The sequence below is a fragment of the Microcoleus sp. BROC3 genome, assembly GCF_036702515.1.
In the GTDB taxonomy this organism is placed as follows: Bacteria; Cyanobacteriota; Cyanobacteriia; order Cyanobacteriales; family Microcoleaceae; genus Microcoleus.
This window is the reverse complement of the sequence record NZ_JAUBTQ010000015.1, coordinates 59563-73799: the sequence shown is the minus strand read 5'-3', so window position 1 is coordinate 73799 and position 14237 is coordinate 59563. Positions and strand designations below refer to the sequence as shown.

Sequence of the window (14237 nt, the reverse complement as noted above, 5' to 3'; positions counted from 1 at the left end):
TACTGGCACACACGCTATGAACGAAATCAATACGCGGCGGATGAAACTCTCTCAAATTCAGGCTTTGCTAGCAGTAGCAGACTGTGAAAACTTTAGCGAGGCGGCTTTGCAATTGGAACTGTCCCAGTCCGCAGTCAGCCACGCCATCGCCTCTTTAGAAACAGAATTGGGAGTGCAACTGTTCCACCGGGGGCGACACGGTGCTCAACTGACGCCGGTGGGGCAAAGGGTAGTGAGTCACGGGCGTCAAATAGCCCGCGCCTTAGAAATGATGGTCAAAGAAGCGGATTTAGAAAAAGGTTTGCAGGGAGGCCAGGTACGGATAGTTACTTTTCGGAGTGTCGCAACTCATATCCTACCGGGTATTATTTCTAAATTTCGCAGTTGCTTTCCCAAAATTGCGGTCAGCATTGCCGAAGTTTATTATACGCAAGCTGTGGAAGAGGCTTTGCGATCGGGCAAAGCAGACATCGGCTTTGTATCTCTTCCCATCTCCGATGAATTTGAAACGAGGGAAATTTTGCGGGATAAATATGTTGTGTTGCTGCCGCCGAATGCACAATGTAAAAGTGCTCAGATTACCTGGGAAGAATTAGCGAAGTATCCGCTGATTTTGCAGCCGGCCGAAAATCCTTGTTCGATGCCGCTGCGCAAGTATTTGACAACAGCGAAATTTCCCTTAAATATCGCTTACGAACTCAGTGAAGATTCAACTATTGTCAGTATGGTGCTACAAGGTTTGGGTACAGCAATTCTTCCCCGTTTGGCGGCGGAACCGATACCTACTTCGGTGAAAGTTTGCAGTTTGCCTGCGGATTTTGAGAGGGTAATTGGGGTGGCTGTTTTGAAGGATGGGTTGTTGATTCCGGCCGTGTTTGCATTTTTGGATTTAGTTAAAAGTGTGGCAGAGGTTGATAGTGAGGGCGATTTTCCGATTAATCCTTCATGAGAAACCTAAGTCAGTTGTTATTGGTTATTGGTTAGATTGGGATTTTGTTACCGCAGATATCACAGATGAACGCAGATGAACGCGGATGGGATTTTATCTGCGTTCATCTGCGTTCATCTGTGATTTAAAAAAATCGCATAACCAATAGTACGATCGCTTATTTACTGCTAATGCGCTTAGCCACAAGACTAGAACTATCGCCTTGGTGGAATTTGACTCGACCGTCTACCGAGTTTTTATCCTTTAATTTGAGCCAACCGCTACCAGATGCAGGATCGTTCTCGTCATTACCGTCCCATGTAAACTCAAATCGCCGATCCTTTCCATCTTGTACGACTTCGCCGTCAATTTCACCTGATACTAAACCGAATTGAAATTCTCCTGAACCTGTTTGATCGATCTCGATATACGCTTCAACTTCCATGTCCAAGTAATCACTATCCCACAATTCCATCTCCGCGATCCGCCATTTACCGCTATATTCCATTGCTTTCATCCTCCACTTGTATTAATATTCGTCATCTCTCTCACCCAGTTGCGTAAATTCACCTCCGCTTCTACTTCATCTAGCTGCGCTGCTGCCAAAAATTCGTACAGCTTGGACTTCGGAAGTATTGCAAAAGTGGGGCTGACCGATACTTCCAAATACTCATCGTTCTCCAGCTTATAAATTCGCCATTCTCTACCATCGTACCGCCAAAACTCCGGTACTCCCATACTGGCATAGAGAGCAAGCTTGTTAATATCGGTATGGGTGATATCTACTTCTACGACTAAATCGGGTGGCGGATCTGTGGCTAAATCTACTGTGCGACCGGCTACGAGGGGCTGATTTTGGATGTAATAGGCATTATCTGGTTCTGCACCGCGCTCTAAGTCCGATCGATCGAGGGTTGTCGAACCCATTGTTTTGATTTTTAAACCTAGCTCTACCACCAAAATCCGAATCAAAAGTTCGATTAAGCGTGCCGAAAATTCGTGTTCTTCTAAAGGCATGGTTATTTCTAAAATCCCTCGATCAAATGTCAATGTAGCCGCTCGTTTATCACCCAAAATCTGTAGCAGTTGTTGATAACCCTGCCAAGTAATATTTCTAAACACTACCCGCTGTTCGCCTATGGGTAACGGTGGTGCGATCGGCGCAACAGAAATCATATTTTTTACTTCCAGCTATGATATTTCTAAAATAACATAAGGAACAGGCAAGATGCCTGTTCCACAAATCACAAATTATTGATTGTGGAAGGAACAGGCAAACAGGCAACAGGCAGAACAGGCAACAGGCAAGATGCCTGTTCCACAAATCACAAATTATTGATTGTGGAACGGGCATCTTGCCCGTTCTTAAAAATAGTCAACAAATTCTATTTACTCTGAGCTTTTCTCTGCCGCAAAATAAATTCTGCTATTGCTAAATCAACCGGCGTTGTGACTTTCAAATTCGTCTCTTCTCCCTCAACAATTTGCACTGGTAAACCGCATTTTTCAAACAAAGCCGCATCGTCTGTAACTTCCCAACTTTTCTGTCGCCCTTCTTCGTGACACTGCTTTAACAATTTCACTTCAAATCCTTGGGGAGTCTGAGCGGCCCACAAATTGCTTCTGTCTGGGGTGTCTCGCACGATCCGACGCTCATCTACGACCTTAATCGTATCCTTGACCGGGACGGCGACAATCAAGCCCGGACAGCTCAACAGGGCCTCAGCAGATCGATCGAACAATTCAGCAGTTGCCAAACATCGGGCCCCGTCGTGAATCAACACTCGATCGGCATTTGGTGGCAAAGCCTGCAAACCGTTGTAAACTGACTCTTGCCTGGTCGCGCCACCTTGAATCAGTTCCACGGGCTTAACCAAAGATAAATCGCTCAGAATTGCTTTAAAATCAGGAAAATCGTCTGGCTGACCCATGATGCCAATCCAGCTAATGTGCTGCGAAGCTTCAGCAGCAGCCAAAGTCCAACTCAGCAAAGGTTTTCCCAGCAAAGTCAGCAGCAGTTTGTTCCGCTGACTCCCCATCCGTCGCCCCGAACCCGCCGCAGGAATTAATAAGTACATTAACTAACCGTTCTTAACCCAACTAGGTATATATTAAGAGCGTCCTGTACTTTTGGGTCAGTTGTTTAGCTGTCAGCCAGTAGCTTTTAAAGTCTAGAAATACTATAAGCTGATAGCTGAAGGCCGATCGCTGAGAGCTACCTCGATAGATAATAGCCGAGCGTTTATGATGCGAATACTAGCACTTGTCCCTGGCGGGATTGGCGACCAAATTTTATTTTTCCCCACCCTCGATGACCTCAAGCAGTCTTATCCAGAGGCGCAAATTGATGTCATCGTGGAACCGAGGGCGAAGGGCGCTTACCGAGTCTGCAAATCCGTCAAAGAAGTCTTGACGTACAATTTCAAAGACCGCAACGCTATGGCAGATTTGGGCAATTTACTGGGCGTAATTCGCGATCGCGAATACGAAGCAGTGATTTCCCTCGGCCAGCGGTGGACTGTAGGACTTCTGCTGTGGCTGACCGGCATTCCGCAGAGAGTTGGCTATTCGGGAACCAACGGCGCTCGATTTCTCACCGCTGCCGTACCGCTGAAAACTGAACAGTACGCGGCTTCAATGTACCACGATTTGCTGCAAGGATTCAACATTACAAATCCTTGTCCGGCACTGGCAATTAATGTACCAAAACAGGACATTCAGTGGGCGGAAGCCGAACAGCAGCGGTTGGGAATCAAAGAGAGCGGTTACATTCTAATTCACGGCGGTTCCAGTCAATTAGCTGTGTCTAAAGGTATTGACAAAATTTACCCTACAGGAAACTGGAAGCAAATCATCGAAGACTGTCAGCAGCGGCAGCCGAATTTGCCCGTTGTTGTTGTGAAAGGCCCCGAAGATGCAGACTTCGTGACAAAGTTAGTCGAGTTATGTCCCAAGGTAAAAGTTATCTCGCCTGATGATGTCGGCAAGTTGGCTGCCACCATTGCTGCTGCTAATTTGATGATATGTACTGACAGTGCGCCGATGCACTTAGCTGTGGCGGTTCAAACTTATACAATAGCTTTGTTCGGCCCGACTGAACCGGCGAAATTGCTGCCAAAGAGCGATCGATTTTTGGGCATTAAATCTCCTACTGGCAAAATGGCAGACATCTCTCCTCAAGAGGTTTTAAAGAAAGTTTGGGGCGGCTAGAAACTAGGATATCTAAGTCAGGACACGGCGCGGTGCCCTGTCCCTACAATTTAGCTGGTTTCCAGGCTCTGCCTGGGAACCCATATCTAGAGGCTCTGCCTCGCTTGTCTGGGCTTCACAAGAGGCATAGCCTCGCTTGTCTGCGTCCCCAGGCAGAGCCGGGGGACGAGGAAAGAAGTCGGGTATCTAAAACTCGATGTTAGTCTTCCCAATCATCCATCATCCTCATGTAAATACCAAATTTACATGAAGTTGCATAAATAATTCACAGTATTCCGATCGGGTGGCATCTGGATATTTATCGACTATCTGAGCAAGTTGAGCAGAGTATCCGTCTAACTCACTTTTCATCGTGCCACCCTATTTTTCTGGTTGTACATAACCTTTTATTTTATTTGGTTTCAGTAGTCTCTGTACAAAAGCTTTACTCACATCAAATTGCGTGGCTAATTTTCAATTGATGTATTTTCTGACTCGTAGGCTTTGACTACTTTTTATCCCTCATTCGATGGAGTAAAGTTTGATTTTACCCGTTCGTGTACTGACATGAGTGTACTCTATCTACCTGCAATCTGCTGTAGCTACTGACGGGTGTTCCCCAAACCAAAAGTTTTGACACGATCGCTCCTGAATCAAAAATTTAGCCGTAGTTAAGAATACTTGGCGTTGCTTAATACAGGAATGAATTCAATAGTTCGGAATTGCCATCAGCCCTCGGAGGGTGAGTTTTGTAACTTCCGAAAAAATTTTGTTCGTACCGTTAATCAGCAACGCCGAATACTTTACTCGCGCCAATTCCTAACGATTGACGCTGCTCATATCGGGGTAGCGATCGCCCGCCGCAATTCCTAATGGTAGCGCTTTCCCGAGCTGGTCTAGTTCTGCTTGAGTCAGCGTCACAGCGGCTGCGGCAATGTTTTCTTCTAAATAGGTGCGGCGTTTGGTGCCTGGAATCGGCACAATGTCTTCGCCCTGCGCTAAAACCCAAGCCAGTGCCAACTGTCCAGCTTTGATGCCCTTAGCCGCGGCCATCTGCTCAATCTGCTCGACTAGCTGCAGATTTTGCTGGAGATTATCGCCTTGAAAGCGAGGGTATCGTTGTGCTCGATAGTCTCCGTCAGATAACGTGTCGAGGCTCTTGATTTTGCCTGTGAGAAACCCGCGCCCCAGAGGGCTATAAGGCACAAATCCAATCCCTAACTCTCGACAGGTGGGCAAAATCTCGGCTTCTGGCTCGCGGCTCCAGAGCGAATATTCAGTCTGGAGTGCGGAAATAGGATGCACTGCTTGGGCGCGGCGGATCGTGGCGCTCGCGGCTTCGGAAAGCCCAAGGTAGCGAACTTTCCCGGCTTGGACGAGCTTCGCCATTGCGCCTACGGTTTCTTCGATGGGAGTGTTTGGATCGACTCGGTGCTGATAGTAAAGATCGATCGCATCTACGCCCAGACGCTTGAGACTGGCATCACAGCAAGAGCGGACATATTCGGGTTTGCCATTCACGCCCTTAAAGCTGCCGTCGCTACCGCGTACATTGCCAAACTTGGTGGCGATGATGACTCGATCGCGATGCCCTTTAATTGCTTTGCCAACCAACTCCTCATTGTCACCTACACCATACATATCAGCCGTGTCGAGCAAAGTCACGCCTAGCTCTAAGGCGCGATGAATGGTGGCGATCGCTTCTGACTCATCGGCTATGCCGTAGAACTCGGACATCCCCATACAGCCGAGTCCTAACTCTGAGACTACTAATCCTTGATTGCCGAGTTTTCGCTGTTTCATGATGTTTTCCTATTAGTCTAAAGTTCTGGACGTGTCGGACGGACGATCGTTTCATTTACATCAAAATCACCGGGCTGCTCAATGGCATAGGCGATCGCACGGCCAATGGCATCTGCATCAATGGCGATCGCATAAAATTCATTCATGCTAGAACGTTTGAGCTATCTCGGTTCTTAGCGACTGCTGACTCCATCAGTCGTGCGTCCGCTCATTTCACTCGCGTCGATGCGGTAAATTGCGATCGTTTCTGAACGTCCTTGAGCGTCAATCCAGGTTCGATTGATAGCAGGTGACAGCGTTGGATTGCGTTCTTTGATCGAGTGCATTGCCCGATCGATGTCTTCCTGAACAGTGAGGCGGGAGGCTCGACCATTCACGATCGCGCTGCGCCAATGAAGCGCATCGTGTATTTCTTCAACCTGCAGACAGATTTCGGGATTTGCATCTATGTCATGAGTCTTCATGCCTTCGGTTGTAAACAGGTAGATGTCCGAACCTTCGAGATAATAATTCATTGGCATCACGTAGGGTTTGCCTTCGTGTATGCAGCCCAGATGACCGTATCCTACTTGTTGTAGCAGCTCGTGTATTTCTTTTGAACTCATTTCATCAATATCTAACATTACTATTCTCTTAAAATTTCAGTTGATTGGTAGTATTGAACAGAAATAATCCCGGCTTTACATCTGTCGTTGGATGGAGTCGATATGTGAAAGTCAATGCTCAGAGTCAATAGCCTGTTAAGAAAGCGATCGCCTCACAAATCTTCTGCCCGCTTAATTGATGCTTTTTTACCCGCAGCTACGCTAGCAACAAACAAACAGGCCGTGACTAGGGCGATCGGCTTCAGGGTTTCACCAAGCAAAATTGCCGAGGCCAATATCGTCAAAAATGGTTGCAACAACTGAATTTGACCTACCCGGACAACTCCACCAATTGCCATACCATGATACCAGGCAAAAAATGCGATAAATTGACTAATAACACTCACATAAGCAAAACCGATCCAGGCGATCGGTGAAGCTATCAACCCTTGTTTTAAAACCACAAATATTGTTGGCAAAACCTCGAAAGGAGCTACAATCACCCATGCCCAACTGATAACTTGCCATCCACCTAACATCGGAGCTAATCGCCCACCTTCACCATAGCCAAAAGCAGCCGCAATTACCGATCCCAGCAACGCTAAATCTGCGAGCTGAAGATGTCCAGCACCGCTAATTCCAAAACAGACAACCGTTGTGCTACCGGAAATACTATAGCCATCCTAAATGATTTGTGAGAAAAAACCATAGCTAAAAAGCTTGGTAAGGTCAAATATTATGAAAGTAGCAAAGCTGCTCTTACTCGCAAATGCTACAATAATAACTTGTGAACTTCTCTTTGTTTGTTAACTCTGCGTGTTTTGTGTTCTCTGCGATATAAACAAGTGCTTATGAAACTATACGAATATTCGCTCTCTGGGAATTGCTACAAAGTCCGCTTGCTTTTAAATCAACTGAATATTTCGTTCGCTAGGATCGAAATTGATATTCTCAAAGGAGAAAGTCGAACTCCTGAATTTTTAGTCAAAAACCCGAATGGGCGTATTCCTGTTTTAGAAATAGAACCGGATAAATTTATCTTTGAATCCAATGCGATTATATTTTATCTGAGCGAAGGAACTAAGTTTTTCCCCACCGAGCAATTTGAACGAGCTCAAGTCATGCAGTGGTTATTTTTTGAACAATACAGCCACGAACCTTTTATTGCGACTTCTCGGTTTTGGTACATGACAGGAAAAGCTGAAGAATATCAAGAAGCACTGCAACAAAAACAAGCACCCGGTTATGCTGCTTTGGGGGTGATGGAACAGCATTTAGAAAAACATGACTTTTTTGTTGGTGATTTTTATACTATTGCTGACATCGGTTTATTTGCTTACACTCATGTTGCGGGCGAAGGCGGATTTGATTTAACCAGATTTCCAGCAATTCAAACTTGGATCGATCGCGTAAAAAGTCAGCCTCGATATATCAGCATGACACAATTAACTTAAAATTAGTAAGGTGCGGACTCCGCACCCGTGTCTGTAGATAAATTAAATTTATGAATTGCTAAGGGCTACATTTTGCCTAGTTTCGCTCGATCGCCTCGCAGCATCTGCCACCTTCAAAGCGTACAAACTACTGGCATTATTCACGTACAAAGGTGTACCGTTTGACAAATATTCCAACACCATATCGGTGTCTTTAGCAAACAAGCCGCGCCGCGTTCCTACTTTGATGGTTTGCCGATTGTCTCCCTGAATTAATTGACCTGATTCTGGAGTGAAAATCAGCGTTCCCTCTTCCCCGTAGATAGTAAAAATGTTTTCAGACTGCCAAAAAGTTTCGCCTTTTCCGTAAACAGCTTCAGCGACAAGGCCGTTGGCAAAGCGCAACTGTGCATTGCACAAACAAGCTTTGTACAAATCCGGCTGAGTGTCCCAAAATTGAGCTTGACAGTTAACGCTTGTGACTTCCCCGAATAAATCGGTAAATCGGTGCAGTCGCGAAATTGCACCAACTAACGGAAACCCAAAGAGGGAATGTTGATAAGTCCACCGCTGCGGGGCTGGATGTTGAGGATTAACAGTCAGGTAGCGGGCGTAAAATACTTTACCGATTAATGGCAACGATTCTTTGATTGCTAGGTGCAAACCGCCTAACAGTTCGATGTGTTCGATGTGGAGGAATTTTTGCTTTTGGGCGGCAAGTTCGATCGCCCTTTCTGCCTCAGATACTTCTAAAGATAGAGGATATTCGACCACAACGTGCTTGTCATTTTCTAATGCCGCCAGGACGATTGCCCCGTGATCCCGGTTGACCGTACAGACCATTACCAAATCTAAATCGTCTCTTTCTACCAGCTTGCGCCAAGAAACAGCAGCTTCGGCCCCGAATCCCTGACAAAATGCTGCCGTTTTCTCAGGGGTGTGGCCAGCAATCGCTACTAACTGCGATCGCCCATCAGCTTGAACCGTCTGGGCTCTCAACTTAGCGGCAAAACCAGTACCCACAATCCCCACGCGAATTGGAGAATTAACTGAAAAACCAAAGCGAGTATCAATATTAGTCATAGAATTTTAGATGGGATATTTTAGATAGTTACAGACTTGCGGTGCAAGGGTTTAGGTTGCCATCGCCCAGATTTTAAGCTGTGGTTGTGGTGCGATTTATTCGATCGATCCTTCAACACCCAAGTCTGGATGCGATCTAACTATACATTTCACCGCCTGCTGGGACTTGCCTTGCAGCAAGTATTGCGGAAACTCGATCGACGTACCGCAAACCAAAAAGCGGGTTTTTGGGCTGTATTTAGCGACTCAAAACAGGATTTTTCCCAAAAACCGGGTGACTGGGCGCAAGCCCGGCAGCAACAGTATCGCACCGCTGAACCCAACATAGGTATAAGCAATCAAGATGAAATTAGAAAAAGTTATAACTAATCCCATTCAAATTTTTGGTAAAGGAGTGTTGCAACCTTGCTTCTTTCCCCTACTATCATAGAGGTAACGAACCTAACAGCTAACCTCAGAGCTAATAAAGCCTTGAAGGTTGCATTAGGAAAACTTATAAATTTTGTTGAATTTTTGAGAGGATTAGTGCATGGCAACTTACAAAGTTACCCTCATCAGCGAAGCCGAAGGACTTAACCAGACCATTGACGTTAATGACGATGAGTACATTCTCGATGCTGCCGAAGAAGCAGGACTCGACCTTCCCTACTCTTGTCGCGCTGGTGCTTGCTCCACCTGCGCCGGCAAAATCGTATCAGGCACAATTGACCAATCCGACCAATCTTTCTTGGACGACGACCAAATCAAGGCCGGATATGTCCTCACCTGCGTCGCCTATCCCCAGTCTGACTGCACCATAGAAACTCACAAAGAAGAAGAGCTCTACTAAGAAAGGACGCTCCGCAGGATACCCTCAGAAACCCGGTTTCTAGTTTCTCAAATTAAGCTGAAATAGCGCAATTACGTTAAGAAACGGGGTTTCTGAGTCCAAGACTGCAACAAAGCCGCCAGCGGTCTGTCACTCCCAGCTATAAATTCCTAGCTGTTTGAGCAGATAGCTGACCAAATAATTTTAGATTTTAGATGGCCGATTTTAGATTAACTGTGAAACCAATCTAGAATCCAAAGTCTAAAATCTAAAAATTTTAGGACTTACGCCAGAAATCGGAAAAATCAGGGATTGAAATAGTAGAGTCGCTGCTGGCGATCGCCAAAATCAATCATTTTTGTGCAAGTCCTAAATTTTTGCAGGTTAATTACCAAATCCAGGCTTTCTAACCTCTTTATTCGGGGTTGTACAGATGCGGTATGATTGAAGATGAAAGTCTATCAAATTTGAATATAATTTGTCCTCAATGTCCGTCCGTAAACCTCAATAAAAATGGCTGAAAAAGGGGAAAACTTGCACTATATTTGCTCCGATAGCGAGCGTCAATTTATAGAAATATATGCGAAACTAGGTTATTCAGCTATGGGTCAAACGGCATTGTTGACATCTCTATGTTGAAGGCAATGGATTTAGGCGGATAGAACGTCTGACGCGAGAGTGAATCACAACACGGTGATTAACTGGGTAACAGCCGTGGGGAATAGCCTGCGATCCGAACCCGATGATGAAGAGATTCCCGAAGTGGCCCAGATTGATGAGTTACAGACTTAACAAAAGGTAAAAACCAAACAAGCTGTGGGTCTGGACTGTTCTAAATAAGAGCCTTCCAGGTATTTTAGCCCGAGTTGTTGGAGATCGATCGTCTCCAACATTTAAATTTTTATGGACTATTATTCGGGTTGGCAGTTTTTTTTAGGTCAGCGATAGTTATCTAGTTTATCCCCAATTCAGTGACGATTGTGACGATATAGTCAGCAAAATCTTGCTTGACGAGGGTGGAAGAAAATACTCGTTTGAGGTATTGTCTAGCTCGCCTACACTGTTAAAACTTTATGTTATTCAAAATCATTAGAAATGTTATAAATTTCCCTTCGGCTGGTTGTTGGCGATCTAAAACACAAGACTGTGCCTCTCTCTGGTTGAATCATCCCTCAATTGTGCAACGCCCATTTCACCGTCGGCAGGGACTTGCCTTGCAGCAAGTATTGCGGAAACTCGATCGACGTACACCAAAAAGCGGGTTTTTGGGCTGTATTTAGCGACTCAAAACAGGATTTTTCCCAAAAACCGGGTGATTGGGCGCAAGTCCGACAGCAACAGTATCGCACCGCTGAACCCAACATAGGTATAAGCAATCAAGATGAAATTAGAAAAAGTTATAACTAATCCCATTCAAATTTTTGGTAAAGGAGTGTTGCAACCTTGCTTCTTTCCCCTACTATCATAGAGGGAACGAACCTAACAGCTAACCTCAGAGCTAATAAAGCCTTGAAGGTTGCATTAGGAAAAATTATAAATTTTGTTGAATTTTTGAGAGGATTAGTGCATGGCAACTTACAAAGTTACCCTCATCAGCGAAGCCGAAGGACTTAACCAGACCATTGAGGTTGATGAAGATACTTACATTCTAGATGCTGCGGAAGAACAAGGACTCGACCTCCCCTACTCTTGCCGCGCTGGTGCTTGCTCCACCTGCGCCGGCAAACTCATATCAGGCACAATTGACCAATCCGACCAATCTTTCTTGGACGACGACCAAATCGAGGCCGGAATGATCCTCACCTGCGTCGCCTATCCCCAGTCTGACTGCACCATAGAAACTCACAAAGAAGAAGAGCTCTACTAAAATGGGGGCCGCCAGCAATCTCCTCTAACTCCAAGCTATTGATTAATAGCAGTTTGAGGCGATAGCTGACCGAATAATTTGAGATTTTAGATAGCAGATTTTAGTTAACTCGTAAAATTCAGCCTAGAATCTAAAATCTCAAATTTCAAAATTTTAGGACTTGCGCTAAAGATTCGGAAAAATCCGGCATTGAGATTGCATTGCTCCTGCTTGCATTCGATAGTTTTTACGCAAGTCCTCACTCAATTTTGGGAGTTTAATTTTATTGGCCCCAAAATGTAATGTTATCGCTGAGCGGCACAACTTGAGCGCCGGGAAAATAAAAGCTCAGAATTTGAGATCCGTTCCAGCCCAAATTAGCTAAATTGTAAGAACCAGTCTGACTCATTCCCACTCCGTGTCCGAAACCGCCTCCGACAAAAGCATAACCGTTGAGAGTTTTGTCGGGATTGTAAATTGGTTCTAGGTAAAAAAGCGTGCTAATCGGCGGGTAAAAAGCATTGCGAATCTCGTCTTTGTCGATATCGATGGGGCCCAAGTCAGTTTGAACCTTCATTTTCAAAACTCGACCTGCCGGCGACCTTTCTACCACTTCCACTTGAGTCACAGTTTTAAGATTAGCCAGCGGGTGCTGTTTCTTCTGAAGATACTGTTTGAGAAATCCACCAATCGCTGTCAAAGAAGCTGGTTCGCGCCACCGAAAAGTGTCTTCTTTTTCTTCATTAAACCCTTTTTCCAAACTGATAAAGCGGCGGAGGTTGTTTTCATCAGACAAACTCTGCTTGGACAAATCCCAGACATTATTAGGGGAATCGACGATCGATCGCAAATATGGACGTTCCGCGCCCTGCCACACATCGTTAAAAGAGGCTGTCACGCCACCGCTAGACGCAGAATAGAGCGCGTCTACTAGCTGATTTTCGTAAGTTAGCACCAAACCGCTCGTTTGGGCGATCGCCTTATCACTTTGCGGGTAAACCTCGGTCAAACCTTGATAAACTTGGCAGTTAACATCAGCGCACAACTCATAATTATCCACAGCAAACCGGCGCAAATTTCTCAGGGCGTAGGTTCTCGCTAAAATAGTTTGAGCCACAATCGCAGCGTAAGGCGAAAAAGCCCCTATTTCGTGAGGAACAACACCCCGCAAATAAGTTTCCGTCAGCACCTTATTCACCAAAGTATAAGTGCCGTAAGAATTTTTTTGCAGGTGCAAACTGCCGCCATAACGGCGAGTTTGTTGAATAGCTTTTTCGGGTTCAATAGCTGTCGCCTCTTGGGTAGTTTGTTCCAATACCTCAATCACATTTTTCCCCGCCGTCACATCCAACTCATTGCGGTTGAAGCGAAAGCCGTTTAAAACCCAAAATGCCTGGGGTACTTGTTTAAAAACTTTGGAATCCAAAAAAGCTGTTGTGTTGCCTCGTTCTTGCAAACTTTGCAACAGCCAGCGCCGCACCAAAGGAGAGTTGTAAGTATCTCTTTTCGCCCAAACTTGCCAGCGCAAAGGTTGAGCAATTTCTACTTCTATTCCCTGGGCGCGCCACTGATTAGCGCTGTCTTCCGCACTCTCGAAACTGCGGTGAGAACTTAGTACCACTCGTTCTTCTACTGCCGGCGTTTCCAGAGGTTTCGGGGCTATTTCTAACTTGACGCTAGCAGCCGTTTTGGTTTCTATGCCTTGAGGAGTTTTGTAACGCAAAGTTAAGCTGTCGCCCGGTAATGCTTTCAGCGTCAGTTTGTCGGTTGCTTTGGTACCAAACCGCTGCACCACGCCAATTTTGATCGGTCTATTTTGGGGAGTTTGGGCGTATCCCGCAGCGCTAAAAATGGGCAACAGGCACAATGCGGTGAAAACAGTGCTAGAAATGCAGCTAAACCATTTGTAATTGGGAGTTGGAGGTGCTTGAGCGAACACGGTTATCTGTCTCGCGATAGTTGAAATTGGGGGATTTTTGATTGTACGTTAGCACATTTTGCCGCTGCTATAGGGGAATTCCGGAAGAGAGGCTGGTTTAGTTGCCAGAATTCTGTTAAGTCAGGACTTACGCCAGACCAAAGAAACCGGGTTTTTTACGCCCGTGTGCGTGCTGCAACTGCTCTTTTCGTACCCCTGCGGTAAATCTGTCATTGCGAGTGAAACGCAGGAATAGCAAAAGTTGCGATCGCTTTACATTCTGTTACACGCTAAGGTTTATAGCAAACACCAAAACGGTTAGGACATTCTTAATCGCTGAAATCCTTGCTAATTCTTCCTTCTTCCTTCTTCCTTCTTCCTTCTTCCTTCTGCTATATTTGCACCTACCGACTGATTGGCTAATCATTTATTCTGAGCACTAATCTCATCGCAGAGGTGTTTCTCGCTTTCATCAGCATTATTCTGCAAATAGTCGTGCAGCCAATCGCAACCTTGGATCAGCATTTCATCTAAACTTCTGATTCGCCACAACCTGGCTGTTTTGTCATTTGATGCCGTAGCGATGTATTTGCCGTCGGGACTAAAACTGACACTCAATACCTCATTTTGATGTCCTTGAAATTC

The 14237-nt window shown here is 45.5% G+C and carries 17 protein-coding genes and 1 pseudogene; 8 read left to right on the top strand and 10 right to left on the bottom strand.

The features are described 5' to 3' along the window. Positions 1-16: 16 nt before the first annotated feature. The gene (locus QUB30_RS12075) at positions 17-949 is read left to right on the top strand and encodes a LysR family transcriptional regulator (protein ID WP_333333451.1); all 933 of its coding nucleotides are present in this window, start codon (positions 17-19) and stop codon (positions 947-949) included. Between the two features lie 157 nt (positions 950-1106). Here the strand turns inward: QUB30_RS12075 and QUB30_RS12070 are convergent, their stop codons facing one another. The 3 genes from QUB30_RS12070 to ispD form a co-directional block, all read right to left on the bottom strand. Continuing rightward, entirely contained in the window at positions 1107-1436 is a 330-nt protein-coding gene (locus QUB30_RS12070) for a hypothetical protein (RefSeq protein WP_333333449.1), read from the bottom strand. Positions 1437-1441: 5 nt separating this feature from the next. Then, positions 1442-2104, bottom strand: coding sequence for a Uma2 family endonuclease (locus QUB30_RS12065; protein ID WP_333333447.1), 663 nt, complete (start codon positions 2102-2104; stop codon positions 1442-1444). Between the two features lie 209 nt (positions 2105-2313). After that, positions 2314-3006 carry a 2-C-methyl-D-erythritol 4-phosphate cytidylyltransferase gene (gene ispD / locus QUB30_RS12060; RefSeq protein WP_333333445.1) on the bottom strand — a complete coding sequence of 231 codons (693 nt, stop codon included), beginning with the start codon at positions 3004-3006 and terminating at the stop codon, positions 2314-2316. A gap of 169 nt (positions 3007-3175) precedes the next feature. On the opposite strand from ispD, the gene QUB30_RS12055 reads away from it, so the two are divergent. Further along, positions 3176-4138 (top strand): glycosyltransferase family 9 protein, encoded by a 963-nt coding sequence (locus tag QUB30_RS12055; RefSeq protein ID WP_333333562.1) that lies wholly within the window; start codon positions 3176-3178, stop codon positions 4136-4138. Between the two features lie 798 nt (positions 4139-4936). Here QUB30_RS12055 and QUB30_RS12050 read toward each other — a convergent pair. The 4 genes from QUB30_RS12050 to QUB30_RS12035 form a co-directional block, all read right to left on the bottom strand. Further along, positions 4937-5920, bottom strand: coding sequence for an aldo/keto reductase (locus QUB30_RS12050; protein WP_333333443.1), 984 nt, complete (start codon positions 5918-5920; stop codon positions 4937-4939). Between the two features lie 17 nt (positions 5921-5937). Continuing rightward, positions 5938-6066 (bottom strand): hypothetical protein, encoded by a 129-nt coding sequence (locus QUB30_RS12045; protein ID WP_445300487.1) that lies wholly within the window; start codon positions 6064-6066, stop codon positions 5938-5940. Between the two features lie 27 nt (positions 6067-6093). Next, complete coding sequence (locus QUB30_RS12040; protein ID WP_333333440.1) at positions 6094-6525, bottom strand: pyridoxamine 5'-phosphate oxidase family protein; 432 nt, start codon at positions 6523-6525, stop codon at positions 6094-6096. Between the two features lie 152 nt (positions 6526-6677). Next, complete coding sequence (locus QUB30_RS12035) at positions 6678-7103, bottom strand: DMT family transporter (RefSeq protein WP_333333438.1); 426 nt, start codon at positions 7101-7103, stop codon at positions 6678-6680. A gap of 252 nt (positions 7104-7355) precedes the next feature. Here QUB30_RS12035 and QUB30_RS12030 point away from each other — a divergent pair, with 252 nt between their 5' ends. Further along, positions 7356-7958, top strand: a complete 603-nt coding sequence (locus QUB30_RS12030) for a glutathione S-transferase family protein (protein ID WP_333333436.1) — start codon at positions 7356-7358, stop codon at positions 7956-7958. 48 nt (positions 7959-8006) lie between these two features. Here QUB30_RS12030 and QUB30_RS12025 read toward each other — a convergent pair whose 3' ends face one another. Next, entirely contained in the window at positions 8007-9020 is a 1014-nt protein-coding gene (locus QUB30_RS12025) for a Gfo/Idh/MocA family oxidoreductase (RefSeq protein ID WP_333333434.1), read from the bottom strand. A 129-nt stretch (positions 9021-9149) separates the two neighbouring features. Here QUB30_RS12025 and QUB30_RS12020 point away from each other — a divergent pair, with 129 nt between their 5' ends. The 5 genes and pseudogenes from QUB30_RS12020 to QUB30_RS12000 all read left to right on the top strand — a co-directional run bounded on the left by QUB30_RS12020 (position 9150) and on the right by QUB30_RS12000 (position 11695). Next, positions 9150-9389, top strand: coding sequence for a hypothetical protein (locus QUB30_RS12020; RefSeq protein WP_333333432.1), 240 nt, complete (start codon positions 9150-9152; stop codon positions 9387-9389). A 160-nt stretch (positions 9390-9549) separates the two neighbouring features. Continuing rightward, positions 9550-9849: a ferredoxin gene (locus tag QUB30_RS12015; RefSeq protein WP_333333430.1), complete on the top strand. Its 300-nt coding sequence runs from the start codon at positions 9550-9552 to the stop codon at positions 9847-9849. 452 nt (positions 9850-10301) lie between these two features. Next, positions 10302-10932 (top strand): annotated as a pseudogene (locus QUB30_RS12010) (IS1 family transposase). Positions 10933-11004: 72 nt separating this feature from the next. After that, positions 11005-11235, top strand: coding sequence for a hypothetical protein (locus QUB30_RS12005; RefSeq protein ID WP_333333428.1), 231 nt, complete (start codon positions 11005-11007; stop codon positions 11233-11235). 160 nt (positions 11236-11395) lie between these two features. Continuing rightward, the gene (locus QUB30_RS12000) at positions 11396-11695 is read left to right on the top strand and encodes a ferredoxin (RefSeq protein ID WP_333333426.1); all 300 of its coding nucleotides are present in this window, start codon (positions 11396-11398) and stop codon (positions 11693-11695) included. Between the two features lie 262 nt (positions 11696-11957). Here the strand turns inward: QUB30_RS12000 and QUB30_RS11995 are convergent, their stop codons facing one another. Continuing rightward, the gene (locus QUB30_RS11995; RefSeq protein ID WP_333333424.1) at positions 11958-13613 is read right to left on the bottom strand and encodes a SpoIID/LytB domain-containing protein; all 1656 of its coding nucleotides are present in this window, start codon (positions 13611-13613) and stop codon (positions 11958-11960) included. Between the two features lie 402 nt (positions 13614-14015). Further along, positions 14016-14237, bottom strand: a 222-nt coding sequence (locus tag QUB30_RS11990; protein WP_333333422.1) for a WD40 repeat domain-containing protein, incomplete at its 5' end; no start/stop codon positions are given.

What these genes read in the sequence shown, in the direction of transcription:
- QUB30_RS12070 (WP_333333449.1), bottom strand. Translation starts at nt 1,436, where the DNA reads ATGGAATATAGCGGTAAATGGCGGATCGCGGAGATGGAATTGTGGGAT.
- QUB30_RS12040 (WP_333333440.1), bottom strand. Translation starts at nt 6,525, where the DNA reads ATGAGTTCAAAAGAAATACACGAGCTGCTACAACAAGTAGGATACGGT.
- QUB30_RS12025 (WP_333333434.1), bottom strand. Translation starts at nt 9,020, where the DNA reads ATGACTAATATTGATACTCGCTTTGGTTTTTCAGTTAATTCTCCAATT.
- QUB30_RS12015 (WP_333333430.1), top strand. Translation starts at nt 9,550, where the DNA reads ATGGCAACTTACAAAGTTACCCTCATCAGCGAAGCCGAAGGACTTAAC.
- QUB30_RS12020 (WP_333333432.1), top strand. Translation starts at nt 9,150, where the DNA reads ATGCGATCTAACTATACATTTCACCGCCTGCTGGGACTTGCCTTGCAG.
- QUB30_RS12000 (WP_333333426.1), top strand. Translation starts at nt 11,396, where the DNA reads ATGGCAACTTACAAAGTTACCCTCATCAGCGAAGCCGAAGGACTTAAC.
- ispD (WP_333333445.1), bottom strand. Translation starts at nt 3,006, where the DNA reads ATGTACTTATTAATTCCTGCGGCGGGTTCGGGGCGACGGATGGGGAGT.
- QUB30_RS12050 (WP_333333443.1), bottom strand. Translation starts at nt 5,920, where the DNA reads ATGAAACAGCGAAAACTCGGCAATCAAGGATTAGTAGTCTCAGAGTTA.
- QUB30_RS12065 (WP_333333447.1), bottom strand. Translation starts at nt 2,104, where the DNA reads ATGATTTCTGTTGCGCCGATCGCACCACCGTTACCCATAGGCGAACAG.
- QUB30_RS12045 (WP_445300487.1), bottom strand. Translation starts at nt 6,066, where the DNA reads ATGAATGAATTTTATGCGATCGCCATTGATGCAGATGCCATTGGCCGT.
- QUB30_RS12030 (WP_333333436.1), top strand. Translation starts at nt 7,356, where the DNA reads ATGAAACTATACGAATATTCGCTCTCTGGGAATTGCTACAAAGTCCGC.
- QUB30_RS12055 (WP_333333562.1), top strand. Translation starts at nt 3,176, where the DNA reads ATGCGAATACTAGCACTTGTCCCTGGCGGGATTGGCGACCAAATTTTA.
- QUB30_RS12075 (WP_333333451.1), top strand. Translation starts at nt 17, where the DNA reads ATGAACGAAATCAATACGCGGCGGATGAAACTCTCTCAAATTCAGGCT.